Below are 25,008 nucleotides of genomic sequence, written 5' to 3' on the forward strand. Positions count from 1 at the left end.
AAGCAACGCGTCATGCCATTCGAGTTTTCGCCCACGGTGCTGCTGGTGGAAGACGAGCCCCATATCCGCCGCTTCGTGCGCGCGGCGCTGCAGGACGAGGGCTGCACCGTGCATGAGGCCGATACGCTGCAGCGCGGCCTGATCGAGGCCGGCACGCGCCAGCCTGACCTGGTGATCCTGGACCTGGGCCTGCCCGACGGCGATGGCGTCTCGATGATCGGCGAGCTGCGCACCTGGACCGAAGTGCCGGTGCTGGTGCTGTCGGCGCGCACCGACGAAACCGAGAAGATCCGCGCGCTCGACGCCGGCGCCGACGACTACCTGACCAAGCCCTTCGGCGTGGGCGAGCTGGTGGCGCGGCTGCGCGTGCTGTTGCGCCGGCATGCGCGCGCCGGCGCGCAGGGGCGGGCGCAGGTGGCGTTCGGCGATGTTGCCGTCGACCTCGCCAACCGGCAGGTCACGCGCGGGGGCGAGGCGGTGCACCTGACCCCGATCGAATACCGCCTGCTTGCCGTGCTGCTGGCGCACCGCGGCAAGGTCATGACGCATCGCGAACTGCTGCGCGAAGTGTGGGGGCCGTCCCATGCCGACAGCAGCCACTACCTGCGGGTCTACATGGGCCACCTGCGCCACAAGCTGGAGGCCGACCCGGCCCAGCCGGCGTGGTTGCTGACCGAGGTCGGCGTGGGATACCGCTTCGCCGGCTGAGTCCCGGAAGCCGCTTCACACCATCCGTTCCCGACCGATCACGCGCCGCGTGAGGGCGGCGCTCGTCCATGCCAGCCGCTCCCGGTAAACCCGCAATCCTGTCGAAAACGTTTGACGGGGAAATTCATGTGTATAAACTAATATTCATAAACATGAATTCATGCAGGAGGCACGCATGCCGGACCAACCCGTGTATTTCGTCTCGACCGCCGAGGTCGAGGGCTACCACCCTGCCAACCATGTCGGCACCCTCAACCGCCGGCTGATCGCGCCGGAGACCGTCGGCTCGCGCCATCTGGAAGTGATCCACGGCACCATCGAGAAGGGCAAGGGCGCGCTGCCGCATGCGCATCCCGGCATCGAACAGGTCTGCTACATGCTGGAAGGCCGCGCCATTGCCGAGGTCGGCGGCCAGCGCCGCGAACTGGGTCCGGGCGACTGCTGCTTCTTCCCGCCGGACCAGATGCACGTCTTCACGGTGGTCAGCGACGAGCCGGCGAAGATTCTGGTGATCTATTCCCCGCCTTACGAGGAATCCCCTGAACGCGTGATACGGCCCGCCTGACGGGCGGCGGTCGCGGGCAGGGCACAAAACTACAGGAGACAATCACCGTGAAGTCCTTCAAGAACGCTTTTGCCGGCCTGGTGCTGGGTTGCGGCGCGGCGCTGGCCGCCACCCCGGCGCTGGCCGCCGATGCATTCCCCGCCAAGCCACTGCGCCTGGTGGTGCCGTTTGCCGCCGGCAGCGGCACCGATGCGGTGGCGCGCCTGACCGCGAAGTACCTGGGCGAGTCGCTGCAGCAGCCGGTGGTGGTCGACAACAAGCCCGGCGCCAACGGCACCATCGCCGCCGAGTTCGTGGCCAAGGCGCCCGCCGACGGCTATACGCTGTTCATGACCACCAACACCACGCATTCGGCCAACCCGTCGCTGATGAAGCAGCTGCGCTATGACCCGGTCAAGGATTTCACGCCGATCTCGCGCATGGGCAACCTGCCGTTCATGCTGGTGGTCAACCCGGCGCTGCCGGTCAAGACGCTGCGCGAGTTCGTCGACTACGCCAAGGCGCATCCGGGACTGACCTATGCCAGCGGCAACAGCACCGGCATCGTCTCGGGCGCGACGCTGTCGAAGATGGCCGGGCTGAAGATGCTGCACGTGCCGTACAAGAGCACGCCGCCGGCGATGACCGACGTGATGGGCGGCCAGGTGCAGGCGATGTTCGTCGACTTCGCCGCCGGCATCGCCAACGTGCGCGCCGGCAAGCTGCGTGCGCTGGCGGTGACCACCGCGCAACGCAGCGCGCTGCTGCCGGACCTGCCGCCGCTGGCGAGCGTGCCGGAACTGAAGGGCTTCGACGTGACCTCGTGGAACGGCGTGTTCGCCCCGGCCGGGGTGCCGGCCCCGGTGGTCGAGCGCCTGAACCGCGAACTGGTGGCGATCGCCACCAGCAAGCAGCATGCGGCGCAGTTCCACGCGCTCGGCTTCGAGCCCTTCGGCAGCACGCCGGCCGAGCTCAACCAGTTTGTCGTGGCCGAACTGCAGAAGTGGGCGCGGCTGGTCAAGGACGCAGGCATCCAGCCGGAATAAGACACCACCGAACCGACAACGACAGCAAGCAGGTAACACGATGAATTTCGATCTCTCCGAAGAACAGGCCTCCATCGTCGAGGCGGTGCAGCAGGTCTGCGCGCAATTCGACATGGAATACTGGGACCGCCTCGACAAGTCCGGCACCTATCCGCACGAGTTCTACAAGACGCTGTGCGAAGGCGGCTGGCTCGGCGTGGCCATGCCCGAGGCCTTCGGCGGCGCGGGGCTGGGCATCCTGGAAGCGGCGCTGGTGATGCAGACCATCTCGCAGTCGGGCGCGGGCATGACCGGCGCGTCGGCGGTGCACATGAATGTGTTCGGCCTGAACCCGGTGGTGGTGTTCGGCACCGACGCACAGAAGGGCCGCTTCCTGCCGCCGCTGATCGCCGGGCAGGAGAAGGCCTGCTTCGGCGTGACCGAACCCGACGCGGGGCTCGACACCACCAAGCTCAAGACCTTTGCGCGCAAGGTCCCGGGCGGCTATTCCGTGAGCGGGCGCAAGATCTGGATCTCGACCGCGCAGGTGGCCGACCGCATGCTGCTGCTGGCGCGCACCACGCCGCTGGAGTCGGTGAAGAAATCGACCGAGGGGCTGTCGCTGTTCTACACCAGGGTCGACCGCAGCAAGATCGAGATCCGCGAGATCGACAAGATGGGCCGCGCCGCCGTCGACACCAACATGCTGTTCATCGACGACCTGTTTATCCCCGACGAGGACCGCATCGGCGAAGAGGGCAAGGGCTTCGAGTACATCCTGCACGGGCTCAACCCGGAGCGCATCCTGATCGCCGCCGAGGCCATCGGGCTGGGCCGCGCGGCGCTGGCCATCGCCACGCAGTACGCCAAGGAGCGCGTGGTGTTCGGCCGCCCCATCGGCATGAACCAGGGCGTGCAGCATCCGCTGGCGCAGGCGTGGATGCAGCTGGAGTCGGCCAACCTGATGATGCTCAAGGCCGCGGCGCGCTACGACGCGGGCCAGTCGTGCGGGGCCGAGGCCAATGCCGCCAAGTACCTCGCCGCCGAGGCCGGGCACAATGCCTGCCAGACCGCGATCCTCACGCTGGGCGGCATGGGCTATTCGCGCGAGTACCGCGTCGAGCGGCTGCTGCGCGAATCGTATATCCCGCGCATCGCGCCGGTCAGCCCGCAGCTGATCCTGTGCTTTATCGCCGAGCGCGTGCTGGGCTTGCCCAAGTCCTACTGAGCGGGAGTGCCGATGCAAGACAAGCCAGTGCAGGCCAGTGCGCCGACCGGGCCGCTGGCCGGGATCCGCGTGATAGACATGACCTCGGTGGCGATGGGGCCGTATGCCACGCAGATCCTTGGCGACATGGGCGCGGAGGTGATCAAGGTCGAGCCGCCCGCCGGCGACGTATTCCGCCACGCCGAGCCGGCGCGGCACGCCGCCATGGGCGCGAGCTTCCTCAACCTGAACCGCAACAAGCAGTTCGTGGTGCTGGACGTGAAGCAGCCCGACGACCTGGCGGCGCTGAAGGCGCTGATCGCCGGCGCCGATGTCTTTGTCTCGAACGTGCGGCCGCAGTCGCTGCGCAAGCTCGGGCTCGACTATGCCTCGCTGTGCGCGGACCATCCGCGGCTGGTCTACTGCGGTGCCTATGGCTATTCGGAGTCTGGGCCGTACGCCGGCGCGCCGGCGTTCGACGACATCATCCAGGCGCGCAGCGGCATGGCGCAGTTCCAGGGCGCCAATTCGAACGAAGGGCCGCAGTACGTCAACACCATCCTCGCCGACAAGGTCGCCGGGCTGACCGTGGCCTATGCGATTCCGATGGCACTGTACGAGCGCGAGCGCTCCGGCCGCGGCCAGGCCATCGAGGTGCCGATGTTCGAGACGCTGGTGTCGTTCCTGGCGACCGAGCAGCTGGCCGGGCAGACCTTCGTGCCGCCGCTCGGTCCGGCCGGCTATCCGCGCGTGATGTCGATGCACCGCAAGCCGTACCGCACCCGCGACGGGCATATCGCGCTGCTGCCGTACACCAGCGCGCAATGGCAGCGCTTCTTCGATGTCTCCGGCCATGCGTTGCTGGCCAGCGATCCGCGCTATGCCACGCCGGCCGCGCGCAGCGCCAATATCGACGCGCTCTATGCCACGCTGGCCGAGATCGTCGCGCAGCGCACCACCGCCGAATGGCTGGCGCTGCTGCGCGATGCCGACATCCCGCACAGCGAGGTGCCGCACTTCGACAGCCTCGCCGACGACCCCCACCTGCGCACCACCGGCATGATGTTCGAGTACGACCATCCGAGCGAAGGGCGCCTGCGCGGCGTGGGCATTCCCACGCGCTTCTCGCGCACGCCCGGCAATATCCGCACCTGGCCGCAGGCCTTGCCGCCGGCCGCGCGTCAGGAGGACTGAGCCGCGCTGCCGCCGCGTACAATCCCGGCCAACGGATACTGAAGTCGAGGAAGCCAAACGATGGCAGCAAACGAAGCGGCGGAGAAGTCCGGTTACGGCAGCGTCAAGACGGCGCTGCGCGTGATCGAGATCATGGAAATCTATGCGCGCGAAGGCCGCTCGCTGACGCTGACCGAGCTGGCCAGGCTGCTGGGCGCGCCGATGTCGAGCTGCCTGGGGCTGATCCGCACGCTGGCTTCGCTGGGCTATCTGTACGAGACCGGGCGCCGCCAGGGCTACTATCCGACGCGCCGGCTGCTCGATATCGCGCAACGCATCGCCCGCAACGACCCGCTGCTGGAGCGCGTGCAGCCGGTGCTGGAATCGCTGCGCGACACCACCGGCGAGACCGTGGTGTTCGGCAAGCTGCAGGACGACGGGCGCGTGCTGTATCTGGAAGTGCGCGAATCCCCCAATCCGGTGCGCTATATCGCGGCGCCGGGCGAGCTGCGCGATGCGCATGTCAATTCGATCGGCCGCGCCATCCTGGGCACGCTGGCGCCGGCCGCACGCGCCGAGCTGTTGTCGGGCGTGTCCTTTGCGGCGCGCACGCCGCGCACCATCAGCTCGGCGCAGGCGCTGGAAGCGGCGATGCAGGGCTGGCAGAAGCAGGGCTGGTATCCGAATTTCGGCGAATCGTTTCCCGACCTTGGCGCCATCGCCGTGCCGGTGACGATCGGGGGCGCAACCTATGGCCTGTCGGTGGCGGGGCCGCTGCACCGGGTCGAAATCAATGCGCAGGGCATCATCGCGGCGCTGGAGGCCGCGGCACCGTCACTGCAAGGGTAGGGGAAGAGAGGGAGAGGAGGGGGCGTTGCGGCCGGATCGGCCGGGGCGCTCCGCATCAGCCTGACAGGATCAACCGCAAAACGAAAAAGCCCGGTGCGTTTGCACCGGGCTTCCGTATCGGTTGGCTCCCCGACCTGGGCTCGAACCAGGGACCTGCGGATTAACAGTCCGTCGCTCTACCGACTGAGCTATCGGGGAACAGCTGAGAAAGAGATTATAGCCAGTTTCTCTTTTCTTCGTCAACACCCTTTCGACATTCAGTTCCTGTCATGGGTGCGGGGAAGGCTGGCTTGCTGCCGGACGGCGGTGCAAAGGGGCGGGTTGCCGGCTTCGCGACCGTGGCGCTGAACAGCGAGGCCGCATTATAGCGACGGTTCCCGCTTTGTGCCAGAAAAAAACCGCCTCGCGGCGGTTTTTTCTGCGATCGGCAGCAGGTCAGTCGAACACCGGCGATTCCACGCCCAGCACCTTGTGCAGCTTCGGCGAGGTGGTGGTGTACTGCATGTGGATCTTCTTCTCGGGGAAGATATACGGCGCAGCACCGAACGCGGCCAGCGCGGCCTCGTGGAAGCCCGACAGGATCAGCTTCTTCTTGCCGGGGTAGGTGTTGATATCGCCGACCGCGAAGATGCCGGGGATATTGGTCTGGAATTTCTCCGTGTCGACCTTGATCTGCTTGCGCTCGAGGTCCAGGCCCCATTCGGCGATCGGGCCCAGCTTGGGCGACAGCCCGAAGAACACCAGCAGGTCGTCGAGCGGCAGGCGGCGGGTCACGCCGTCGGCGCCGGTCACCTTGATCTCGGTGAGCACCCCGTCCTTCTCTTCATAGCCGCCGATCTGGCCGACCAGGAACTGCATTTCCATCTGCTCGCACAGTTCCTTCATCTTGGCGACCGACGCCGGCGCGGCGCGGAAGCCGTCGCGGCGGTGGATCATCACCACCGACTCGGCCTTGCCGACCAGGTCCAGGGTCCAGTCCAGCGCCGAGTCGCCGCCGCCGACGATCACCAGGTTGCGGCCGTGGAAGCGGCTCGGATCCTTGACGCGGTAGAACAGCTGCTTGCCGTCGAACTTGTCGATGCCATCGACCTTCAGCGTGCGCGGCTGGAACGAGCCCACGCCGGCGGCGATGAAGATGGTCTTGGTGATGAAGCGCGTGCCGAGCGAGGTCTCGACGAAGAAGCGGCCGTCTTCACGGCGCTCGACCACGGACACTTCCTGGCCCAGGTGGAAGGTGGGCTCGAACGGCTCGATCTGCTTGAGCAGGTTGTCGGTCAGTTCCTGGCCGGTGCAGCTGGGCACGGCCGGGATGTCGTAGATGGGCTTGTCCGGATACAGCTCCACGCACTGGCCGCCAACGACCTTCAGGGAATCGATGACGTGGGCCTTGATTTCGAGCAGGCCCAGTTCGAACACCTGGAACAGACCTACCGGGCCGGCACCGACGATCAGCGCGTCGATTTCCAGCGGCTGGCCGCCTGCGGGGCTGCCGCCCTCGACCTGCCTGGTCGTGTCGGCAACGGGATTTGGAATGCTCAAGTCCATATTCGTCCTGATACGTTGGTTGGGCACGCGGGTGCCCGGCATTGCGGAAAGCGCGTGGGGACGGCTTTCTTTGCTGCCCGGTGCGCTCAGCGCTCCAGGTACTGCAGCTTGTCGGTGGCGTCCTTCCACTCCTCGGCCTCGGCCAGCGGGGCCTTGGTCTTGGTGATGGAGGGCCATGCGCGCGCCAGCTCGGCATTCAGCTCGATGAACTGCTGCTGGTCGCCCGGTACGTCTTCCTCGGCGTAAATGGCGTTCACCGGGCATTCGGCCACGCACACGGCGCAGTCGATGCACTCATCCGGGTCGATGGCCAGGAAGTTGGGGCCTTCGCGGAAACAATCGACCGGACACACGTCAACGCAGTCTGTGTAGCGGCAACGGATGCAGGATTCGGTGACAACGTGAGTCATTTCGGTTCCAGGAAAACGGTCGGCTTTTAATGGGAAACTGTGGGGCCGCTTCTTGCCGGCGTGACGCGCCGCATCCATCACATGGGGGTGCCCGCGTGCCGCAGGGCAGCATGGGCTGGGCGAGCGCCGGCCGAGGCCTTTCGGAAACCGATATTGTAGCCGAGCCTTCTGGCAAGGATAGCCGGTCTATATAGCCGGATCAGATAGTTTTCTTATTTCTTTATGTACTTTTGATTTAACGCATGGTGGCCGGCTGGCGGCTTTGTCTGCTCGCCGGCATGCTGCGCGGCAGCACCCGGCCAGCCGGCAGCGGGCAGACTTCGGGTAGCATGGCGTTCTGACCCGGCATCGCCGTCTGGCCCGCTATGATCATCCAGTCTCTGCTCGACACCGACCTGTACAAATTCACGATGATGCAGGTGGTGCTGCATCAGTTTCCGCAAGCGCAAGTGGAGTACCGCTTCAAGTGCCGCAACGCGGGCATCGATCTGACCCCATATATCGACGAGATCCGCGCCGAGGTGGCGCACCTGTGCCAGCTGCGCTTCACCGAGGAAGAGCTGGCCTACCTGCGCGGCCTGCGCTTCATCAAGAGCGATTTCGTCGATTTCCTCGGGTTGTTCCACCTCAACGAGAAATATGTGTCGGTGCGCCCGTCGGCGCAGGGCAACGGCGAGATCGAGATTTCGATCACCGGCCCGTGGCTGCACACCATCCTGTTCGAAGTGCCGGTGCTCGCCATCGTCAACGAAGTCTATTTCCGCCGCACCCAGCCCCAGCCCGACCTGGCCGAAGGCCGCCGCCGGCTGGAAACCAAGCTGGCGCTGCTGAAAACGCCCGAGCTGGGCGACTGCGTGATCGCCGACTACGGCACGCGCCGGCGCTTCTCGCGCGACTGGCAGGAAGAGGTGCTGCTGACCATGCGGCGCCTGCTGGGCCCGCAGCTGGCCGGCACCAGCAATGTCCACTTCGCGCGCCTGCACAATATGGTGCCGCTGGGCACGATGGCACATGAATACCTGCAGGCCTGCCAGGCGCTGGGGCCGCGGCTGCGCGACTCGCAGGTGTTCGCGTTGGAGCGCTGGGCGCGCGAGTACCGCGGCGACCTGGGCATCGCGCTGTCGGATACCTATGGCTTCGACGCCTTCCTGCGCGACTTCGACCTGTATTTCTGCAAGCTCTTCGACGGCGTGCGCCACGATTCCGGCGATCCGGTGCTGTGGGGCGAGCGCATGGTGGCCCACTATGCCGCCAACCGCGTCGACCCGCGCACCAAGACGCTGATCTTCAGCGACAGCCTCGACATCCCGCGCGTGATCGAGCTGTATCAGCGCTTCCATGGCCGCTGCCGGCTGGCGTTCGGCGTCGGCACCAACCTGACCAACGACCTGGGCTACACGCCGCTGCAGATCGTGCTGAAGATGGTGCGCTGTAACGGGCAGCCGGTGGCCAAGCTGTCGGACACGCCGGAAAAGACCATGTGCGACGATCCCGGCTACCTGGCCTACCTGCGCCAGGTGTATTCGGTGCAGCCCGCCGCGTAGCAGGCTTTTGCACGGCGCGCCGCTGTATCGCCCCTGCAGCGCGCCGCTGTATCGCCCCTATAATCGCCGCATCGCGCCTTTGCGCACTGCCACCCCAAGCCAGGCACCATGGAAACCAACGACGCCCGCGACCGCATCTTTGCCCGTATCCGAGCCGCCCAGGGCAGGCCGGCCCGGCCGAGCGCGGGCGAGCGTGGCGCCGTTGCCGATTACCTGGCCCGCCACCCGCAGGGCCCGCGTCCGGCCGCCGCGCCCGACCTGGCCGAAGCGTTCCTGGCGCAGGCGCAGCGCATGGCCTCGACCGTGGACCGCGTCGCGACCCTGGCCGACGTGCCCGCCGCCACGGTGCGCTATCTCGACAGCCTGGGCCTGGTGCGCCGCGCGGTCGCGTGGGATGAGTTTGACCGCTTGCCGTGGCAGGACGCCGGGCTGGCGGTGGAGTGCCGCCCGCCGGTGCGCGATGCCGTGGCCGACCGCGAGCATGGCGACCTGGTCGGCATTACCGGCTGCTTCTGCGCGATTGCCGAGACCGGCTCGCTGATGCTGCTGTCCGGCCCGGCCACCTTCGCCTCGGCCGCGCTGCTGCCCGAGACCCATGTCGCGGTGGTGCCGCGCGCGCGCATCGTCGCCGGCCTGGAAGATGCGTTTGCGCTGGTGCGCAGCGAGCGCGGCGAACTGCCGCGCGCCACCAACATCATCAGCGGGCCCTCGCGTACCGGCGATATCGAGCAGACCATCGTGCTGGGCGCCCACGGCCCGTACCGCGTGCATGTGATCCTGGTCGACTCGGCCTGACCTGCGTGGCGCGAACCCGGCGCGCCGCAATCAGAAAATGCACGCCGCAGGGGGAAGCGCGGCAGGGCCTTGCATTACACTTGCAGGCTTGCCCGCGCGCTTTGGCATCGCGCCGCGCGCGCCCATGACCGCTGCATTGTTCGAGGAGTTCCTGCCTGATGCGACGTGCCCCCGTGCTGTTGCCACTGCTGGCCATGCTGGCCGCCTTTCCCGCCGCAGGCCATGCCGCCGATCTCGACGGCGCGTCGCTGTCGCCGCTGTGGGGGCTGCCCTTTGCCGGCATCCTGCTGTCGATCGCGCTGTGGCCGCTGCTGGGGCCGAAGTTCTGGCACCACCATTACGGCAAGATCGCCGCCGGGTGGGGGCTGCTGTTCCTGCTGCCGTTCGCGTTCGTGTTCGGCGCGCATGCCGCCGCCGTCAGCACCGTGCACGCGCTGCTGGCCGAGTACATTCCGTTCATCGCGCTGATCTCCACGCTCTATATCGTTGCCGGTGGCATCTGCGTGCGCGGCAACCTGCACGGCACGCCCCGGCTCAATACCGGCATCCTGGCGCTGGGCACGTTCCTGGCCAGCTTCATGGGCACCACCGGCGCGGCCATGCTGCTGATCCGGCCGCTGCTGCGCGCCAATGACAACCGCCGCCACGTGGCGCACGTGGTAGTGTTCTTTATCTTCCTGGTGGCCAACGCCGGCGGCGCGCTGACGCCGCTGGGCGACCCGCCGCTGTTCCTGGGCTTCCTGAAGGGCGTCGACTTCTTCTGGACCGTGCGCAACATCTTCCCGGAAACGTTCTTTATCTGCGCGCTGCTGCTGCTGGTGTTCTACCTGGTCGACCGGCACTACTACCACAACAAGGAAGAGCAACTGCCGGTCGATCCCACCCCGGATTCGGGCAGCATCACTATCGAAGGCAAGTTCAACTTCGTGCTGCTGCTGGCCGTGGTCGGCCTGGTGCTGATGAGCGGGCTATGGAAGCCGGGGATCTCGTTCGACCTCATGGGCACCGAGGTGCCGCTGCAGGCCGCGGTGCGCGACGCACTGCTGGTAGTGGTGGCGGTGGTGTCGCTGCTGGTCACGCCGCAGGCGGCGCGCGTGGGCAATGAATTCAACTGGGAGCCCATCCTCGAGGTGGGCAAGCTGTTCGCCGGCATTTTCCTGACCATCATCCCGGTCATTGCCATGCTGAAGGCGGGTACCGATGGTGCCTTCTCGGGGGTGATCCGCGCGGTCAGCGACGCCAACGGCCAGCCGGTCGACAGCATGTATTTCTGGGCGACCGGCGTGCTGTCGTCCTTCCTCGACAACGCGCCGACCTACCTGGTGTTCTTCAATACCGCCGGTGGCGATCCCGCCACGCTGATGACGCGCGATGCCTCGACGCTGGCCGCGATCTCGGCCGGCGCGGTGTTCATGGGCGCCAACACCTATATTGGCAATGCGCCCAACCTGATGGTCAAGGCCATCGCCGAAAACCGCGGCGTGCGCATGCCGAGCTTTTTCGGCTACATGCTGTATTCGGGCATTTTCCTGATGCCGCTGTTTGTCATCATGACCTTCCTCTTCTTCCATATCTGATGCCATGAAGCCGTCCGTCCTGGTTACCCGCGCCATCTATCCCGAAGTCATCGCGCACCTGGCGCAGTATTTCGATGTCGACGACAACCAGCAGGACGCGGTGCTCGACGCCGCCGCGCTGAAGGCGCGGCTGGCGGGCAAGGCCGGCGTGCTGGCCAATGCCGCCGACCGCATCGACGCCGGCGTCATCGCCGGGCTGCCGGCGCTGCGCGCGGTGTGCAACATGGCGGTCGGCTACAACAACCTGGACCTGCCGGCGCTGACGGCCGCGGGCATCGTTGCCACCAATACGCCGGATGTGCTGACGGAGACCACAGCCGATTTCGGCTGGGCCCTGCTGATGGCAACCGCGCGCCGCGTCACCGAGGCCGAGCACTACCTGCGCGCCGGCAAGTGGCAGCGCTGGAGCTACGACATGCTGGTCGGCATGGACCTGTACGGCAGCACCGTGGGCATCCTGGGCATGGGCCGCATCGGCCAGGCACTGGCACGGCGCGCGGGAGGGTTTGGCATGCAGGTGCTGTACCACAACCGCAGCCAGTTGCCGGCCGAGACCGAGCGCGCGCTCAACGCCCGCTATGTCAGCAAGGAAGACCTGCTGCGCCAGTCCGACCACCTGCTGCTGGTGCTGCCGTACGGCCCCCAGAGCCACCATGCCATCGGCGCCGCCGAGCTGGCGCTGATGAAGCCCACCGCGACGCTGGTGAACCTGGCGCGGGGCGGCATCGTCGACGATGCCGCGCTGGCACAGGCACTGCGCGACAAGCGCATCTTCGGCGCCGGCCTGGATGTGTTCGAAGGCGAACCGGCCGTCCACCCGGACCTGCTGACGGTGCCCAACGTCGTACTGACGCCGCATATCGCCAGCGCGTCCGAGAAAACCCGCCGCGCCATGGCCATGCTCGCGGCCGACAACCTGATCGCGGCGCTCGACCAGGGCCCGCAGGCCGGCCATCCGCCCACCGTGATCAACCCTGAAGTGATGGCGCATCGCCGCTGAGGTTTTCGCATGACCCTGATTCCGTTCCTGACGCTGGCCGCGGCGCTGCTCGCGGTCGTGCTGCTGGTCATCGTGTTGCTGCGCCAGCAGGCCGGGTCATCGGGCGCCGGCATGGCGCGGCAGCTCGACGAGATGCGGCTGGAGCACGCGCGCGGCATGGAGCGGCTGGAGCGCGAGGTGCGCTCCGAGGTGGCCGAGGCCGCGCGCGGCAGCCGCGGCGAGTCGGCGCAGCAGATGCTGCGCTTCCAGCAGGCGCTGTCGTCGCAGCTGACCGGCATCGCCACCCTGCAGAACAACCAGATCGACACCTTCGCGCAGCAGCTGGCCAAGCTGACCGAGACCAACACCCAGCAACTGGAGCAGGTCCGCCAGCACCTGATGCTGCAGTCCCAGCAGGCGCGCGACGAGCAGGCCGGCACGCTGCGCCGCTTCGGCGACGGCTTGCAGCAGCAGCTGGCGCAACTGTCCGAGGCCAACGAGCGGCGCCTGGCCGAGGTCCGCGCCACGCTGGAGCAGAAGCTGCAGGATATCGAGGCCAACAATGCCGCCAAGCTCGAGGAAATGCGCCGCACCGTCGACGAGAAGCTGCACGCGACGCTGGAGCAGCGGCTGGGCGAATCGTTCCGGCTGGTGTCGGACCGCCTCGAGCAGGTGCATCGCGGCCTGGGCGAGATGCAGGTGCTGGCACAGGGCGTGGGCGACCTGAAGAAGGTGCTGACCAACGTCAAGTCGCGCGGCACCTGGGGCGAGGTGCAGCTGGAGATGCTGCTGGAGCAGATGCTGACGCCGGAGCAGTACGGCAAGAATGTCGAGACCGTGCGCAACTCGGGGGCGCGGGTGGAGTTTGCCATCCGCCTGCCAGGCAAGGCGGCGGGCGCGGACAACGCGCCGGTCTGGCTGCCGGTCGACGCCAAGTTTCCCAAGGAACAGTACGAGCGCCTGGTCGACGCACAGGAGCGCGGCGATCCGGACGGCGTGCTGGCGTTCGGCCGCGAACTGGAAACGGCACTGCGGCGCGAAGCCCAGACCATTGCCGAAAAATACCTGGCGCCGCCGCAGACCACGGACTTTGCCATCCTGTTCCTGCCCACCGAAGGGCTCTATGCCGAGGTGCTGCGCCGTCCCGGCCTGACCGATCAGCTGCAGCGCGACTATCGCGTGACCGTGGCCGGCCCGACCACGCTGACCGCGCTGCTGAACAGCCTGCAGATGGGCTTCCGCACGCTGGCGCTGGAAAAGCGCTCGAGCGAGGTGTGGGAAGTGCTGGGCGCGGTCAAGACCGAATTCGGCAAGTTCGGCGACGTGCTGGCCAAGACCCGCGATACGCTCGAGCGTGCCGCGCGCAATATCGAACAGGCGGAAGTGCGCACGCGGCAGATGGCGCGCAAGCTGCGCACGGTGGAAGCGCTGCCGGGTGAAGCCGCGCAGCAGTTGCTGGGCCTTGGTGTCGACACGGCGGTGGACGGCACGCCCGAAAACGTGGCAGGCACCGATAACGTGGAAAACAGCCGGGCCTGAGCGGGCAGGGCAGGTGTGGGGGAAAGCTGGAAAAGCAGGAAAAGCGGCCGGTCTGCCGGCCGGTCTGGCGCCCGGCCGGCAGCGGCAGTGCGCCGTTCAGCGGTCTTCTTCGGGAGACAGCTCGCGCACGTGGACTTCGATGCCGCCGAAGCGGGCGGCGACCCAGTTGTAGGCCTTGCAGGCCAGCCACAGCAGGCCGAAACCGATCAGCGCATTGAGGATGATCGCGCTGAAGACCGTGATTGCCGGCAGATCACCATAGCGGACGAAGGTGACGAACAGGCCCAGCGACACGATCGGCAGGGAGAAGCAAAGGTAGACCAGCACCAGCGCGCGGGCGGTCTTGACGGGGTGGAGGTACGCAATCTCCTGATTCATGACGGGGGATACTCGAATGTTTCTGAATCGTGCGCCAAGTGTAGCGATTGGCCGATGCCAAGCATAGCCCGGCGGCCGCGGGGCCGCCGAAAGCCCGGCAGCAACGGTGCCGCGGCGGCAAATGTGCAGCACAAAAACGACACATTGCTACGATCGCGTAGCGAATGGTTGCCCGCGGCCCCCGCGGTACCGCTCAAACCAGCCCGTCGAACAGCATTACCTCGACCGCGTCGCCGGCCTTGACCGAGTCCTGCTCGTGGCCGAGCACGATAAAGCAGTTGGCCTCGCTCATCGAGCGCAGCACGCCGGAGCCCTGCTGGCCGGTGATGCGCACTTCCCACTCGCCGTCGCCGGCGCGCGCCAGGATGCCGCGCTGGTACTCGGTGCGCCCCGGCTTCTTGCGGATCGCCTGCGCGCTGCGCACGCGCAGCAGCGGCAGCGGCGGCACCGTTGCGCCCATCAGCCGGTGCAGCGCCGCGCGCACGAAATGGTAGAAGGTGACCATCACCGCCACCGGATTGCCGGGCAGGCCGAACAGCAGGGCCGAGTGCGCGCCCGCGCCGTCGGCCTGGATGCGCCCGAAGGCCATCGGCCGGCCCGGGCGCATGGCGATCTTCCAGAACGTGACATCGCCCAGGCGCGCCATGATCTGCTTGGTGTAGTCGGCCTCGCCGACCGAGACCCCGCCCGAGGTGATGACTGCGTCGGCGCTCTCGCAGGCGGTGCGGAAAGCGGCTTCGAGCGACTCGGGATCGTCGCGCACCACGCCCATGTCGAGCAGGTCCACGTTCATCCGGCGCAGCATGCCGTGCAGCGTGTAGCGGTTGGAGTCGTAGACGCAGCCGGGGTCGAGCGGCTCGCCGATCGAGCGCAGCTCGTCGCCGGTGGAGAAGAACGCCACGCGCAGGCGCCTGCGCACGCGCACCTCGGCCACGCCCAGCGACGCCAGCAGGCCGAGGTCGGACGGCTGCAGGATCCGACCCGCCTGCAGCGCCGCCTGGCCTCGGGCCAGGTCTTCGCCGCGCAGGCGCCGGTTGTCGCCGATACGGACGCAGTCCGCTGCAAAGCGGATGCGCGCGCCGCCGGCGACGGTTTCGACAAATTCCTGCGGCACCACCGTATCGCAGCCGGCCGGCATCACCGCGCCGGTCATGATGCGCACCGCCTGCACGGCGGTGGGGGCCAGCGCGCCGGCACCGCCCGCCAGCGCGCTGCCGATCACCTCGAGCTCGACCGTGGCGGTCTGCGCCGCGGCCAGGGCCGCACCGTGGAAGGCATAGCCGTCCATCGCCGAGTTGTCATGCGCCGGCACGTCGATGGTCGAGACGATGTCCTCGGCCAGCACCCGGTCCAGCGCGCTGCGTATCGGCAGCTGCTCGATGCCGCGTACCGGCTCGACCACCTCGCCAATGATGCGGTTGGCCTGGTCCACCGGCAGCGCGGTGGGATCGTAGTCGGACAGGCAGGAAATGACGGATTGCAGCGATGGCATGGCGGCTCGGCGGTCGGCGATGGCTGGGGCAGGGATTCAGCGCGCTTCGTGCGCGCGCAGTTCGTCCAGGGTGTTGATATTGGCAAAGGCCGCGGCGTCGTCGAACAGCACTTCGGCCAGCCGGTGCGAGGCGGCCCAGGTCTCGATCTTGCGGCCGCCCCCGGAAAGATAAGCCACCAGGCTGTCGAGCGCACTGACCGGCATCAGGCAGAACACCGGCTGGGTCTGGCGCCGCCCGTCCTGGTCCAGCGTGACCGGGATCGCCAGTTCGGCGCCTTCGGCCTCGATTGCTTGCGCCAGGCGCGCCACCAGGTCGGTCGGCAGGAACGGCGAGTCGCACGGCGCCGTCACCATCCATGGGGTGCCGCACTGTTCCAGGCCGGCCAGCATCCCGGCCAGCGGGCCGGCGAAGTCGGGCACGCTGTCGGTGTAGACCGGCACGCCGAAGGACTCATAGGCCGCCAGGTTGCGGTTGGCGTTGATCATCAGCGCGCCCACCTGGGGCGTCAGCCGCATCATCGTGTGCATGGCCATCGGCGTGCCCTGCAGCGGCTGCAGGCCCTTGTCGGTGCCGCCCATGCGGCTGCCCCTGCCGCCTGCGAGGATCAGGCCGGTGATGTCGTCGCGTGCAATCATGGATGGGTTGTGCGGCGGGTTCAGCCGCCGATATAGGACATCTCGATCTTGCGCTCGGCGCGCCTGGCGCGCACGGACGGGTCGCTGCGCTGCTCGGAATAGTTGTCGGTGCGGCCCTGCCATACCTGGGCGATCGCGTTGGAGATTTCCAGGTCGCTGTAGCCGCCGCGCAGCAGCGCGCGCAGGTCGAAGCCCTCGGTGGCGAACAGGCACAGGTAGAGCCGGCCTTCGGTGGACAGCCGGATGCGGCTGCAGTCGCCGCAGAAGGCGTGGGTGACGCTGGAGATCACGCCGATCTCGCCGGCGCCGTCGCGGTAGCGCCAGCGTTCGGCGGTCTCGCCGGTATAGTTGGCTTGCACCGGCTCGAGCGGGAATTCGGCGTCGATGCGCTTCACCACTTCGGCCGACGGCAGCACTTCGTCCATCTGCCAGTGGTTGCTGGCGCCGACGTCCATGAACTCGATGAAGCGCAGGATGATGCCGCTGTGGCGGAAGTGGCGCGCCATCGGCACGATTTCCTGGTCGTTGGTGCCGCGCTTGACCACCATGTTGACCTTGATCGGCGCCAGGCCCACGGCCTGCGCGGTTTCGATGCCGCGCAGCACGTCGGCGACGGCGAAGTCGACGTCATTCATGCGGCGGAAGGTGGCGTCGTCGATCGCGTCCAGGCTGACGCTGACCCGGGTCAGGCCCGCGTCGCGCAGCGCGCGCGCCTTGCGTGCCAGCAGCGAGGCGTTGGTGGTGAGCGTCAGGTCCAGCGGCTTGCCCGATACGGTCTCGATCTTCGCCAGCATCTCGACCAGATGCTCGATGTTCTTGCGCAGCAGCGGTTCGCCGCCGGTCAGGCGGATCTTCTCGACGCCGTGGGCTACGAACAGGCGTGCGGTGCGCTCGATCTCCTCGAAGCTCAGCAGCTCGGAATGCGGCAGGAAGGTGTAGTCCTTGTCGAACACCTCCTTCGGCATGCAGTAGACGCAGCGGAAGTTGCAGCGGTCCGTCACCGAGATGCGCAGGTCGTGCAGCGGCCGGCCGCGGCGGTCGGCCACCAGGCCGGTCGGCGCAACCAGGTCGCCTGGAATGCTGGGCGTCATCGAGCGGTAGCGATGGTCGCGCAGGTCGAAAATCGGGATGACGGATTCGGTCATGGCCTGTGGGTGGCACGGCGTCCGGGGAGCGCGACGGCAACGCAAGAAGCGATGTGGCGCGGGCGCTCGGGGACCGGACGCATTCTGCTGCCATTCTAGCCGAGGCCGGGGCGGAGCATCCGCATCCCGCGGTGATGACGGGGATTCACCGCGCTTGCCTCGCGCCCGTTGCCCATGAAAAAAGGGGACGGCCAGGCCGTCCCCTTCTTGCTTTGGCTGCAGCGCAGCGGCGCCGCTTACTGCTGCGATGCCATCTGCACTTCGCGGCTGCCGGTTTCCACCAGGATCATCGGGCCCTGGGGCAGCGGCGGCAGCGGCTTGCGCTCGCGCGGCACGCGCGGGGCGGGCACGATGCGGGCGGCGGCTTCCTGGGCCGAGCGCAGCTTGTCGCTGTCGGTATGGACCCATTGCAGGCCGGCGGTGGCCAGCATCGGCTCCAGGTTTTCCAGCGACGCCGGCGCTGCGGCAGGGACCGTAGCCGGGGCAGGGGCCGGGACCGAAACGACCGGCTCGGCCGCCGCAGCGGTTGCCGCGACCGGTGCGGGCACGGGCGCCGGTGCGGGTACCGGGGCAGGGGCAGCGGCGGGGGCAGCGGCCGGCACGACCGGCGCAGCGGTTTCGACTGCCGCGCTGATCGCAGGCTCGGAGACGGCTTCCGCAGCAACGGCCTCGGTCACCGCCACGGGCACCGCCGTCACAGCTTCGGCAGGTTCGGCAGCTTGCGCGGCCACCGGCTGGATCACCGGGGTGGCTTGCGCCGCCGGGGCCGGCGTCACCTCTGCCGGCACCGCGATGCGGATGGCTTCGACGGGTTCGGGTGCAGCTTGCGCGGCCACGGCAGCCTGCGGCGCAGGCTCGGCCGGCGCGCCGGTTTCGGCGCTGGCCGGGGCGAAGCCTTCGGCGGCGGCGCCTTCGTCTTCACCCGCCACGCCTTGCACCGACTCGTCGCGTTCGCGGCGATAGCGGTTGCGGCCACGGCGGTTGCGGCGGCGGCGTTCCTCGCCCTCGGCGGTCTCCGCGGTCTCGGCGACACCTTCGGCGCCTTCCGGCAGTTCGGCGCGCGCCTGGGCGTCTTCGGTCAAGGCCTGGGGCAACACGCCCAGGGCCTGGGCGGCAGCGATGGCTTCCGGCTGCGGCGCTTCACCGGCTTCGGCTTCGCGCAGCTCGCTGCGCTCGCGCTGGCGTTCGCGCTGGCGCTCGCGGCGTTCCTGGTTGCGGTCGCGACGGCCTTCCTGGCGCGCCTCGGCGCGTTCGCCCTGGGCACGCTCGGCGCGTTCGCCGGGAACGGCCTCGGCCTGGCGCGCCACGGCCGGCGTGGCCTGGCCTTCACCCTGCTGGCGCGGCTGGCGGCCCTGGCGTTCGCCACGGCCCTCGCGCTGCTCGCCGCGCTCCGCGGCCTGGCGTTCGCCACGCTCGGCGCGTTCGCCACGCTCACCGCGCTGGCCGCGGGCCTGGCGCTCGCCACGTTCGCCGCGCTCGGTGCGTTCGCCACGCTCGCCACGTTCGGCGCGCTCGCCACGCTGGCCGCGGCCTTCGCCACGCGGACCGCGCTCACGGCGGCCATCGGCGCTGCGGGTTTCCGCGGCGGCAGCCGGCTTGGCCGGCTCCACCACCGGCGGGGTGGCCGGACGGGCGCCGAACAGGCCCTTCAGCCAGGCGATAAAGCCGCCGGCTTCCACCGGCTTGGTGGCCGGCACGGGCGGGGCCACCGGAGCGGCTTCCGGGCGCGCGGCGCGCTCGGGGCGCGGCACCGAGACCGGGGCGGGCTGCTCGGGCGTGATGCCCTTGACCGCGGCTTCCTGGCGCGGCTTGGCTTCTTCCTTGCGGCGGCTGCTGTAGCTGGTGTCGGCTTCCAGTTCCTTGGCGGCGGCCTCGGCCATCTTGTAGCTGGCGGTGCTGTCTTCCAGGCGCGGGTCGTCGTGGCGCAGGCGCTCCAGCTTGTAGTGCGGCGTCTCCAGGTGCTTGTTGGGAATCAGCAGCACGTTGACCTTGAAGCGCAGCTCGATCAGATTGATTTCCTGGCGCTTCTCGTTCAGCAGGAAGGCGGCAACCTCCACCGGCACCTGGCAGTGGATAGCGGCGGTGTTTTCCTTCATCGCCTCTTCCTGGATGATGCGCAGCACCTGCAGGGCGGACGATTCGGTATCGCGGATATGGCCGGTGCCGTTGCAGCGCGGGCAGGTGATGTGCGAGCCCTCGGACAGCGACGGGCGCAGGCGCTGGCGCGACAGCTCCATCAGGCCGAAGCGGCTGATCTTGCCCATCTGCACGCGCGCGCGGTCGTGGCGCAGCGCGTCCTTCAGGCGCGTTTCCACGTCCTTCTGGGCCTTGCCCGACTCCATGTCGATGAAGTCGATCACGATCAGGCCGCCCAGGTCGCGCAGGCGCAGCTGGCGGGCGATCTCGTCGGCGGCCTCGAGGTTGGTGCGCAGCGCGGTTTCCTCGATGTCGGCGCCCTTGGTGGCGCGCGCCGAGTTCACGTCCACCGAGACCAGCGCCTCGGTGTGGTCGATCACAATGGCGCCGCCCGACGGCAGCATCACCATGCGCGAGTACGCGGATTCGATCTGGTGCTCGATCTGGAAGCGCGAGAAGAGGGGTACGTCGTCGCGGTACTTCTTCACGCGGTTCATGTTGTCAGGCATCACCACGCTCATGAAGGCGCGGGCCTGTTCGTAGATCTCGTCGGTGTCGATCAGGATCTCGCCGATATCCGGCTGGAAGTAGTCGCGGATGGCGCGGATCACCAGGCTGGATTCCAGGTAGATCAGCAGCGGCGCCTTGTTGTCGCCGGCGGCGCCGTCGATGGCCTTCCACAGTTGCAGCAGGTAGTTCAGGTCCCACTGCAGTTCCTCGGCCGAGCGGCCGATGCCGGCGGTGCGGGCGATGATGCTCATGCCTTCCGGCACGGTCAGCTGCGCCATGGTCTCGCGCAGCTCCTGGCGGTCTTCGCCCTCGATGCGGCGCGACACGCCGCCGCCGCGCGGGTTGTTCGGCATCAGCACCAGGTAGCGGCCGGCCAGCGAGATGAAGGTGGTCAGGGCCGCGCCCTTGTTGCCGCGCTCTTCCTTCTCGACCTGGACGATCAGTTCCTGGCCTTCATGCAGGGCGTCCTGGATGCGCGCGTTGCGCACGTCGATGCCTTCCTTGAAGAAGGCGCGCGCGACTTCCTTGAACGGCAGGAAGCCGTGGCGCTCTTCGCCGTAGTTGACGAAGCAGGCTTCCAGCGAAGGTTCGATGCGGGTGATGACACCCTTGTAGATGTTGCCCTTGCGCTGTTCGCGCCCGGCAGTCTCGATGTCGATATCGATCAGCTTCTGACCGTCGACGATGGCGACGCGCAATTCCTCCTGTTGCGTCGCGTTGAACAGCATGCGTTTCATCGCAATACCTCACTCCAGTGTCGCGGGTGGCACCGTCTGGGCGGTGTCCGCGGCGATCCATGGAGCACGCGAGGGAGCGAGCGAGGCGCGAGAATTGCCGGAAAGCGCCGCTGCGCAGGACATGCGAGCGGCTGGGCGCGGGTGAAAGAGAGCGATGACGTCGGGGTAACGACCGCAGGGCAGGAGAGAACACCGGAGGCTGCTCTTGCGCAGACATCCGGCGCATTCCCATCCCGGAGGCGATGCTGGGGCCGGCGCAACCAGCGCCGGTGGCATCGCGGCCGGCCGCGGAAGGCCTAGACGCGTCAAAGAGCAAATTTTTCGGACACGGCATGGTTGCCGTTGCTGCCTGACTTCTCCTGGCGGGCGCACCTACTACTTCTTGGAGTTCTGCGACCGGGCGCCGGTAATTTCCAGTCAGGCGGCAGGTCAACCTGCCGGCCGGCACCGTTTCCCGGTGCGGGCGGGACTTCTCTCACCGAAGCGGATGCCGGCTGCGGCATCCGCCTTTAAATTCTGTTTTACCTGAACACTCAGTTCCCACGTCACCGCCTGCCCGTGCCGAAGCCACCTTTGGGCGACTTCCTGCATGCCGGCGGCACCGTGCGTGCTGCTTTTTGCTGCCATTTGCCCGTCTGGCGCTTGGCGTAACGCGAATAGCGGGAGACGGGCGGGGTCGACGGCAACCCCAAGTGTAGAATGCGAAAAATCGAATAAAACTCGAAGATCCATCGCTTACACAGGTCTTGCGCTGCCGGCCACGAGCCGGAACAGCGAGGAAATTATATTGAAAATGAATGAGTTACGCCATCAAATTGAAAAGGCTGCCGAAGCTGCGCCGGTCAGCCCCCAGGTGGCGTATGTCACGATTGACGAAGGCTCCGAAGGCCAGCGCATCGACAACTTCCTGTTGAAGGTGGCCAAGGGGGTACCCAAGAGCCATATCTACCGGGTGCTCCGTTCGGGCGAGGTCCGTGTCAATAAAGGGCGTATCGACGCCACTTATCGCCTCCAGTCCGGCGATGTGGTGCGCATCCCGCCGATGCGGGTGGCGAGTGCAACGCAATCCGGCGCGGCTCCCGTGCCGGCCGGCGAATTCCCGGTGTTGTTCGAGGACGCGCACCTGCTGGTCATCAACAAGCCGGCGGGCGTCGCCGTGCATGGCGGCTCGGGCGTCGCCTTCGGGGTGATCGAGCAACTGCGCCGGTCGCGGCCGCAGGCCAAGTTCCTGGAACTGGTGCACCGGTTGGACCGCGAGACTTCGGGCATCCTGGTGCTGGCGAAGAAGCGCACGGCGCTGGTCCACCTGCATGAGCAGATTCGCGGCAACGCCATGGACAAGCGTTATTTCGCCTGCGTCGCCGGCGAATTCCCCAACGCCCGCCAGCACGTGAAGCTGCCGCTATATAAATACAGCACGCCGGACGGTGAGCGCCGGGTGCGGGTCCAGGCCGACGGACTGGCCTCGCATACCGTGTTCAACCGGATCGAGGCGTTCCAGGGTTTCACGCTGCTGGAGGCCGAACTTAAGACGGGGCGCACGCACCAGATCCGCGTCCACCTGGCCCATTCGGGGTTCCCGATTGTCGGCGACGAAAAATATGGCGATTTCACGCTGAACAAGTCGCTGGCGCGTTCCGCGGCCAAGCCCGGCATCAAGCGCATGTTCCTGCACGCGCACCGGCTGGTGTTTATCCACCCTGCCACCGGCGAGCCGCTGGCCGTGGAGGCGCCCCTGCCCGACGAATGCGTCGGATTCCTGCAACAATTGCGAGAACTGCACGCCCCGGAGTAGGGTAGTGCCTCAAACGCCACAAGGACTTCCATGGCCAGGCAACAGTTTGACCTGATCGTTTTCGACTGGGACGGGACGCTGATGGACTCGACCCCGACCATCGCCAAGTGCATCCAGCTCGCCAGCCGGGACCTGGGCCTGCCGGTGCCCGACGACAGCGCCGCCAGCCACGTGATCGGGCTGGGGCTGAAGGATGCGCTGTCGTATGCGGTGCCGACGCTGGATCCCGCCGACTATCCGCGGCTGGCCGAGCGCTATCGCTACCATTTCCTGACCCGCGACGCCGATCTGGTGCTGTTTGACGGCGTGCGCGAAATGCTTGAAACGCTGCGCGCGGAACACTACTTTCTCGGCGTGGCTACCGGCAAGACCCGCGTTGGCCTGCAGCGCGCGCTCGCAGCCAGCGGCCTGACCGCGCTGTTCGACGCCACGCGCTGTGCCGACGAGACCTTCTCCAAGCCGCACCCGGCCATGCTGCACGAACTCACGCGCGAACTGGGCCAGGACGTGGAGCGCACGGTGATGATCGGCGACACCACCCATGACCTGCAGATGGCGGCCAACGCCGGTGCCAAGGGCCTGGGGGTCTGTTACGGGGCGCATCCGGCCGAGTCGCTGCGCGCCATGGCGCCGGTGCACTGCGCCAGTTCGATCCCGGACCTGACCGAGTGGCTGCTGGCCCATGCCTGAGGCGGCCTCCGGCCAGGCGCCGGTGCGGCTGTGCGACGCCGATGCATTGCAGGACGGCGGGCTCGGCGTGCGCTTCTCGGTGGCGCTCGACCAGCGCGAGATCGGTGCCTTTGTGGTGCGTTTCGATGGCGTTGCCCATGCCTACCTGAACCAGTGCGCGCACGTGCCGATGGAGCTGGACTGGCAGGAGGGCCGGTTCTTCGATGCCTCGGGCCTATACTTGATGTGCGCCACTCATGGCGCGGTGTACGCGCCGGATAGCGGCGAGTGCGTTGGCGGTCCCTGCCGCGGCGCCGCGCTGGCCAAGCTGCAGGTCGAAGAACGCGACGGCCAGGTCTACTGGCTGCCGCGGACCCCGTACCGCGCGCCCGGGCCTTCCGGCGACGCCTGAATCGATTTCCACGAGCGATTTGCATGACAGAACAACAGAAACCGCCCTCGGATGAGCCTAACGAACCGGGCCAGCCGGACCCGCGCAAGCCCGCCGGCGAGGCCGGAGCGGCCCCCGTGCCCGAGTCCGAGCGCCTGGTGACCGCACCGCGTGCCGAGTTTCCGCTGGAAGACGAACTCCGCGCGGGCGATGACGCCGCGCGGCGCGAAGCGCGCGAGCGCAAGGCGCGCCTGGCCGGCGCCACTGGCGGCGCGCAAGTAAGTGGCGGCTGGGAGCGCGATGTGCTGGAAAAGGTGCTGACCGCCTCGCTGCGCGAACAGCGCGCGGCGCGGCGCTGGCGCATCTTCTTCCGGCTGGTGACCCTGGGCCTGCTGGCGCTGATCCTGTTCGCGGTGTTCGACTTCAAGGGTGACGGCGCCATCAGCGCCTCGGGCCGCCACACCGCGATGGTTACGCTCGAAGGCGAAATCGCCGCCGGCACGCCGGCAAGCGCCGAAGCGATCAACGCCTCGCTGCAGGCGGCCTTTGCCGACAGCAATGCCGCCGGCGTGATCCTGAAGATCAATTCGCCCGGCGGCTCGCCCGTGCAGGCAGGCATCATCAACGACGAGATCCATCGCCTGCGCGGCCTCTACCCGTCCAAGCCACTGTATGTGGTGGTCGAGGAAATCTGTGCTTCCGGCGGCTATTACGTGGCGGCGGCGGCCGACAAGATCTATGTCGACAAGGCCAGCATCGTCGGCTCGATCGGCGTGCTGATGGACGGCTTTGGCTTTACCGGGCTGATGGACAAGCTGGGGGTCGAACGCCGGCTCTATACCTCGGGCGCCAACAAGGGCATGCTCGACCCGTTCTCGCCGCAGGTGCCGAAGCAGAAGGCCTTTGCCGAAGCCATGCTCAAGCAGATCCACCAGCAGTTCATCGACGTGGTCAAGGAAGGCCGGGGCGATCGGCTCAAGGACGACCCGGAACTGTTCTCCGGCCTGTTCTGGTCGGGCGAGCGCAGCGTCGCGCTGGGGCTGGCAGACGGCCTGGGCAGTGCCGAGTACGTCGCGCGCGACCTGTTCAAGGCCGAGGACATCGTCGACTACACGGTCAAGGAGAACATCGCCGAACGCGTGGCCAAGCGCTTCGGCGCGGCCGTGGGCACCGCGGCGATGAAAACCATGCTGTGGAGCACCGGCATGCAGGGCATGCGCTGAA

General features: G+C 67.7%; 22 protein-coding genes and 1 tRNA gene. 15 read left to right on the forward strand and 8 right to left on the reverse strand.

What is annotated here, in order from left to right:
- Positions 1-12 precede the first annotated feature (12 nt).
- The 6 genes from kdpE to FHX60_RS03780 all read left to right on the forward strand — a co-directional run bounded on the left by kdpE (position 13) and on the right by FHX60_RS03780 (position 5,506).
- A complete protein-coding gene (gene kdpE / locus FHX60_RS03755; RefSeq protein WP_116295664.1) occupies positions 13-708 on the forward strand; it encodes a two-component system response regulator KdpE in 696 nt (231 codons plus the stop codon).
- Positions 709-883: 175 nt separating this feature from the next.
- On the forward strand, positions 884-1,273 hold the full coding sequence (locus FHX60_RS03760) for a cupin domain-containing protein (protein WP_112773944.1): 390 nt from the start codon (positions 884-886) through the stop codon (positions 1,271-1,273).
- 47 nt (positions 1,274-1,320) lie between these two features.
- Complete coding sequence (locus tag FHX60_RS03765; RefSeq protein WP_183282580.1) at positions 1,321-2,298, forward strand: Bug family tripartite tricarboxylate transporter substrate binding protein; 978 nt, start codon at positions 1,321-1,323, stop codon at positions 2,296-2,298.
- A 40-nt stretch (positions 2,299-2,338) separates the two neighbouring features.
- On the forward strand, positions 2,339-3,505 hold the full coding sequence (locus tag FHX60_RS03770; RefSeq protein WP_092309676.1) for an acyl-CoA dehydrogenase family protein: 1,167 nt from the start codon (positions 2,339-2,341) through the stop codon (positions 3,503-3,505).
- A gap of 12 nt (positions 3,506-3,517) precedes the next feature.
- Positions 3,518-4,678, forward strand: a complete 1,161-nt coding sequence (locus tag FHX60_RS03775; RefSeq protein ID WP_183282581.1) for a CaiB/BaiF CoA transferase family protein — start codon at positions 3,518-3,520, stop codon at positions 4,676-4,678.
- Between the two features lie 60 nt (positions 4,679-4,738).
- The gene (locus tag FHX60_RS03780) at positions 4,739-5,506 is read left to right on the forward strand and encodes an IclR family transcriptional regulator (RefSeq protein WP_183282582.1); all 768 of its coding nucleotides are present in this window, start codon (positions 4,739-4,741) and stop codon (positions 5,504-5,506) included.
- Between the two features lie 122 nt (positions 5,507-5,628).
- Here FHX60_RS03780 and FHX60_RS03785 read toward each other — a convergent pair.
- The 3 genes from FHX60_RS03785 to fdxA form a co-directional block, all read right to left on the reverse strand.
- Positions 5,629-5,704 (reverse strand) — tRNA-Asn (locus FHX60_RS03785).
- Positions 5,705-5,941: 237 nt separating this feature from the next.
- Entirely contained in the window at positions 5,942-7,051 is a 1,110-nt protein-coding gene (locus FHX60_RS03790) for an NAD(P)/FAD-dependent oxidoreductase (RefSeq protein WP_260163417.1), read from the reverse strand.
- An 86-nt stretch (positions 7,052-7,137) separates the two neighbouring features.
- Complete coding sequence (gene fdxA, locus FHX60_RS03795) at positions 7,138-7,461, reverse strand: ferredoxin FdxA (protein WP_012353337.1); 324 nt, start codon at positions 7,459-7,461, stop codon at positions 7,138-7,140.
- Between the two features lie 365 nt (positions 7,462-7,826).
- Between fdxA and pncB the strand changes: the two genes are divergently transcribed.
- The 5 genes from pncB (at position 7,827) to FHX60_RS03820 (ending at position 13,895) form a co-directional block, all read left to right on the forward strand.
- Complete coding sequence (gene pncB, locus FHX60_RS03800; RefSeq protein ID WP_092309668.1) at positions 7,827-9,005, forward strand: nicotinate phosphoribosyltransferase; 1,179 nt, start codon at positions 7,827-7,829, stop codon at positions 9,003-9,005.
- A gap of 108 nt (positions 9,006-9,113) precedes the next feature.
- Positions 9,114-9,800, forward strand: coding sequence for a LutC/YkgG family protein (locus tag FHX60_RS03805; RefSeq protein ID WP_183282583.1), 687 nt, complete (start codon positions 9,114-9,116; stop codon positions 9,798-9,800).
- Positions 9,801-9,958: 158 nt separating this feature from the next.
- Positions 9,959-11,377: a sodium:proton antiporter gene (locus FHX60_RS03810; RefSeq protein ID WP_112773950.1), complete on the forward strand. Its 1,419-nt coding sequence runs from the start codon at positions 9,959-9,961 to the stop codon at positions 11,375-11,377.
- A gap of 4 nt (positions 11,378-11,381) precedes the next feature.
- Entirely contained in the window at positions 11,382-12,377 is a 996-nt protein-coding gene (locus FHX60_RS03815; RefSeq protein ID WP_092309659.1) for a 2-hydroxyacid dehydrogenase, read from the forward strand.
- A gap of 9 nt (positions 12,378-12,386) precedes the next feature.
- Positions 12,387-13,895 (forward strand): DNA recombination protein RmuC, encoded by a 1,509-nt coding sequence (locus FHX60_RS03820; RefSeq protein WP_183282584.1) that lies wholly within the window; start codon positions 12,387-12,389, stop codon positions 13,893-13,895.
- 96 nt (positions 13,896-13,991) lie between these two features.
- Here FHX60_RS03820 and FHX60_RS03825 read toward each other — a convergent pair whose 3' ends face one another.
- From FHX60_RS03825 to FHX60_RS03845, 5 genes are all read right to left on the reverse strand, one after another.
- On the reverse strand, positions 13,992-14,273 hold the full coding sequence (locus tag FHX60_RS03825; RefSeq protein WP_018005172.1) for a hypothetical protein: 282 nt from the start codon (positions 14,271-14,273) through the stop codon (positions 13,992-13,994).
- Positions 14,274-14,466: 193 nt separating this feature from the next.
- On the reverse strand, positions 14,467-15,765 hold the full coding sequence (moeA, locus tag FHX60_RS03830) for a molybdopterin molybdotransferase MoeA (protein WP_183282585.1): 1,299 nt from the start codon (positions 15,763-15,765) through the stop codon (positions 14,467-14,469).
- A 36-nt stretch (positions 15,766-15,801) separates the two neighbouring features.
- A complete protein-coding gene (gene mobA / locus FHX60_RS03835; protein WP_183282586.1) occupies positions 15,802-16,401 on the reverse strand; it encodes a molybdenum cofactor guanylyltransferase MobA in 600 nt (199 codons plus the stop codon).
- Between the two features lie 20 nt (positions 16,402-16,421).
- Entirely contained in the window at positions 16,422-17,546 is a 1,125-nt protein-coding gene (gene moaA, locus FHX60_RS03840) for a GTP 3',8-cyclase MoaA (protein ID WP_183282587.1), read from the reverse strand.
- Between the two features lie 236 nt (positions 17,547-17,782).
- Positions 17,783-20,929, reverse strand: a complete 3,147-nt coding sequence (locus FHX60_RS03845; RefSeq protein WP_183282588.1) for an Rne/Rng family ribonuclease — start codon at positions 20,927-20,929, stop codon at positions 17,783-17,785.
- A gap of 793 nt (positions 20,930-21,722) precedes the next feature.
- Between FHX60_RS03845 and FHX60_RS03850 the strand changes: the two genes are divergently transcribed.
- The 4 genes from FHX60_RS03850 to FHX60_RS03865 are packed head-to-tail and all read left to right on the forward strand — an operon-like array spanning position 21,723 to position 25,007.
- Positions 21,723-22,724: an RluA family pseudouridine synthase gene (locus FHX60_RS03850; protein WP_183282833.1), complete on the forward strand. Its 1,002-nt coding sequence runs from the start codon at positions 21,723-21,725 to the stop codon at positions 22,722-22,724.
- Positions 22,725-22,754: 30 nt separating this feature from the next.
- A complete protein-coding gene (locus FHX60_RS03855; RefSeq protein WP_112773957.1) occupies positions 22,755-23,414 on the forward strand; it encodes an HAD-IA family hydrolase in 660 nt (219 codons plus the stop codon).
- Positions 23,407-23,805: a Rieske (2Fe-2S) protein gene (locus FHX60_RS03860; protein ID WP_183282589.1), complete on the forward strand. Its 399-nt coding sequence runs from the start codon at positions 23,407-23,409 to the stop codon at positions 23,803-23,805. Before FHX60_RS03855 ends, FHX60_RS03860 begins: the two co-directional genes overlap by 8 nt.
- A gap of 23 nt (positions 23,806-23,828) precedes the next feature.
- Positions 23,829-25,007, forward strand: coding sequence for a S49 family peptidase (locus tag FHX60_RS03865; protein WP_112773959.1), 1,179 nt, complete (start codon positions 23,829-23,831; stop codon positions 25,005-25,007).
- Position 25,008 lies beyond the last annotated feature (1 nt).

Origin of the sequence: Cupriavidus alkaliphilus (genome assembly GCF_014191175.1) — a bacterium.
GTDB classification, from domain to species: Bacteria; Pseudomonadota; Gammaproteobacteria; order Burkholderiales; family Burkholderiaceae; genus Cupriavidus; species Cupriavidus alkaliphilus.

What these genes read in the sequence shown, in the direction of transcription:
- pncB (WP_092309668.1), top strand. Translation starts at nt 7,827, where the DNA reads ATGATCATCCAGTCTCTGCTCGACACCGACCTGTACAAATTCACGATG.
- FHX60_RS03845 (WP_183282588.1), bottom strand. Translation starts at nt 20,929, where the DNA reads ATGAAACGCATGCTGTTCAACGCGACGCAACAGGAGGAATTGCGCGTC.
- FHX60_RS03865 (WP_112773959.1), top strand. Translation starts at nt 23,829, where the DNA reads ATGACAGAACAACAGAAACCGCCCTCGGATGAGCCTAACGAACCGGGC.
- FHX60_RS03810 (WP_112773950.1), top strand. Translation starts at nt 9,959, where the DNA reads ATGCGACGTGCCCCCGTGCTGTTGCCACTGCTGGCCATGCTGGCCGCC.
- FHX60_RS03780 (WP_183282582.1), top strand. Translation starts at nt 4,739, where the DNA reads ATGGCAGCAAACGAAGCGGCGGAGAAGTCCGGTTACGGCAGCGTCAAG.
- FHX60_RS03855 (WP_112773957.1), top strand. Translation starts at nt 22,755, where the DNA reads ATGGCCAGGCAACAGTTTGACCTGATCGTTTTCGACTGGGACGGGACG.
- FHX60_RS03825 (WP_018005172.1), bottom strand. Translation starts at nt 14,273, where the DNA reads ATGAATCAGGAGATTGCGTACCTCCACCCCGTCAAGACCGCCCGCGCG.
- FHX60_RS03815 (WP_092309659.1), top strand. Translation starts at nt 11,382, where the DNA reads ATGAAGCCGTCCGTCCTGGTTACCCGCGCCATCTATCCCGAAGTCATC.
- fdxA (WP_012353337.1), bottom strand. Translation starts at nt 7,461, where the DNA reads ATGACTCACGTTGTCACCGAATCCTGCATCCGTTGCCGCTACACAGAC.
- FHX60_RS03820 (WP_183282584.1), top strand. Translation starts at nt 12,387, where the DNA reads ATGACCCTGATTCCGTTCCTGACGCTGGCCGCGGCGCTGCTCGCGGTC.
- moaA (WP_183282587.1), bottom strand. Translation starts at nt 17,546, where the DNA reads ATGACCGAATCCGTCATCCCGATTTTCGACCTGCGCGACCATCGCTAC.
- FHX60_RS03805 (WP_183282583.1), top strand. Translation starts at nt 9,114, where the DNA reads ATGGAAACCAACGACGCCCGCGACCGCATCTTTGCCCGTATCCGAGCC.
- kdpE (WP_116295664.1), top strand. Translation starts at nt 13, where the DNA reads ATGCCATTCGAGTTTTCGCCCACGGTGCTGCTGGTGGAAGACGAGCCC.
- mobA (WP_183282586.1), bottom strand. Translation starts at nt 16,401, where the DNA reads ATGATTGCACGCGACGACATCACCGGCCTGATCCTCGCAGGCGGCAGG.
- FHX60_RS03860 (WP_183282589.1), top strand. Translation starts at nt 23,407, where the DNA reads ATGCCTGAGGCGGCCTCCGGCCAGGCGCCGGTGCGGCTGTGCGACGCC.
- FHX60_RS03770 (WP_092309676.1), top strand. Translation starts at nt 2,339, where the DNA reads ATGAATTTCGATCTCTCCGAAGAACAGGCCTCCATCGTCGAGGCGGTG.
- FHX60_RS03775 (WP_183282581.1), top strand. Translation starts at nt 3,518, where the DNA reads ATGCAAGACAAGCCAGTGCAGGCCAGTGCGCCGACCGGGCCGCTGGCC.
- moeA (WP_183282585.1), bottom strand. Translation starts at nt 15,765, where the DNA reads ATGCCATCGCTGCAATCCGTCATTTCCTGCCTGTCCGACTACGATCCC.
- FHX60_RS03790 (WP_260163417.1), bottom strand. Translation starts at nt 7,051, where the DNA reads ATGGACTTGAGCATTCCAAATCCCGTTGCCGACACGACCAGGCAGGTC.
- FHX60_RS03850 (WP_183282833.1), top strand. Translation starts at nt 21,723, where the DNA reads ATGAATGAGTTACGCCATCAAATTGAAAAGGCTGCCGAAGCTGCGCCG.
- FHX60_RS03760 (WP_112773944.1), top strand. Translation starts at nt 884, where the DNA reads ATGCCGGACCAACCCGTGTATTTCGTCTCGACCGCCGAGGTCGAGGGC.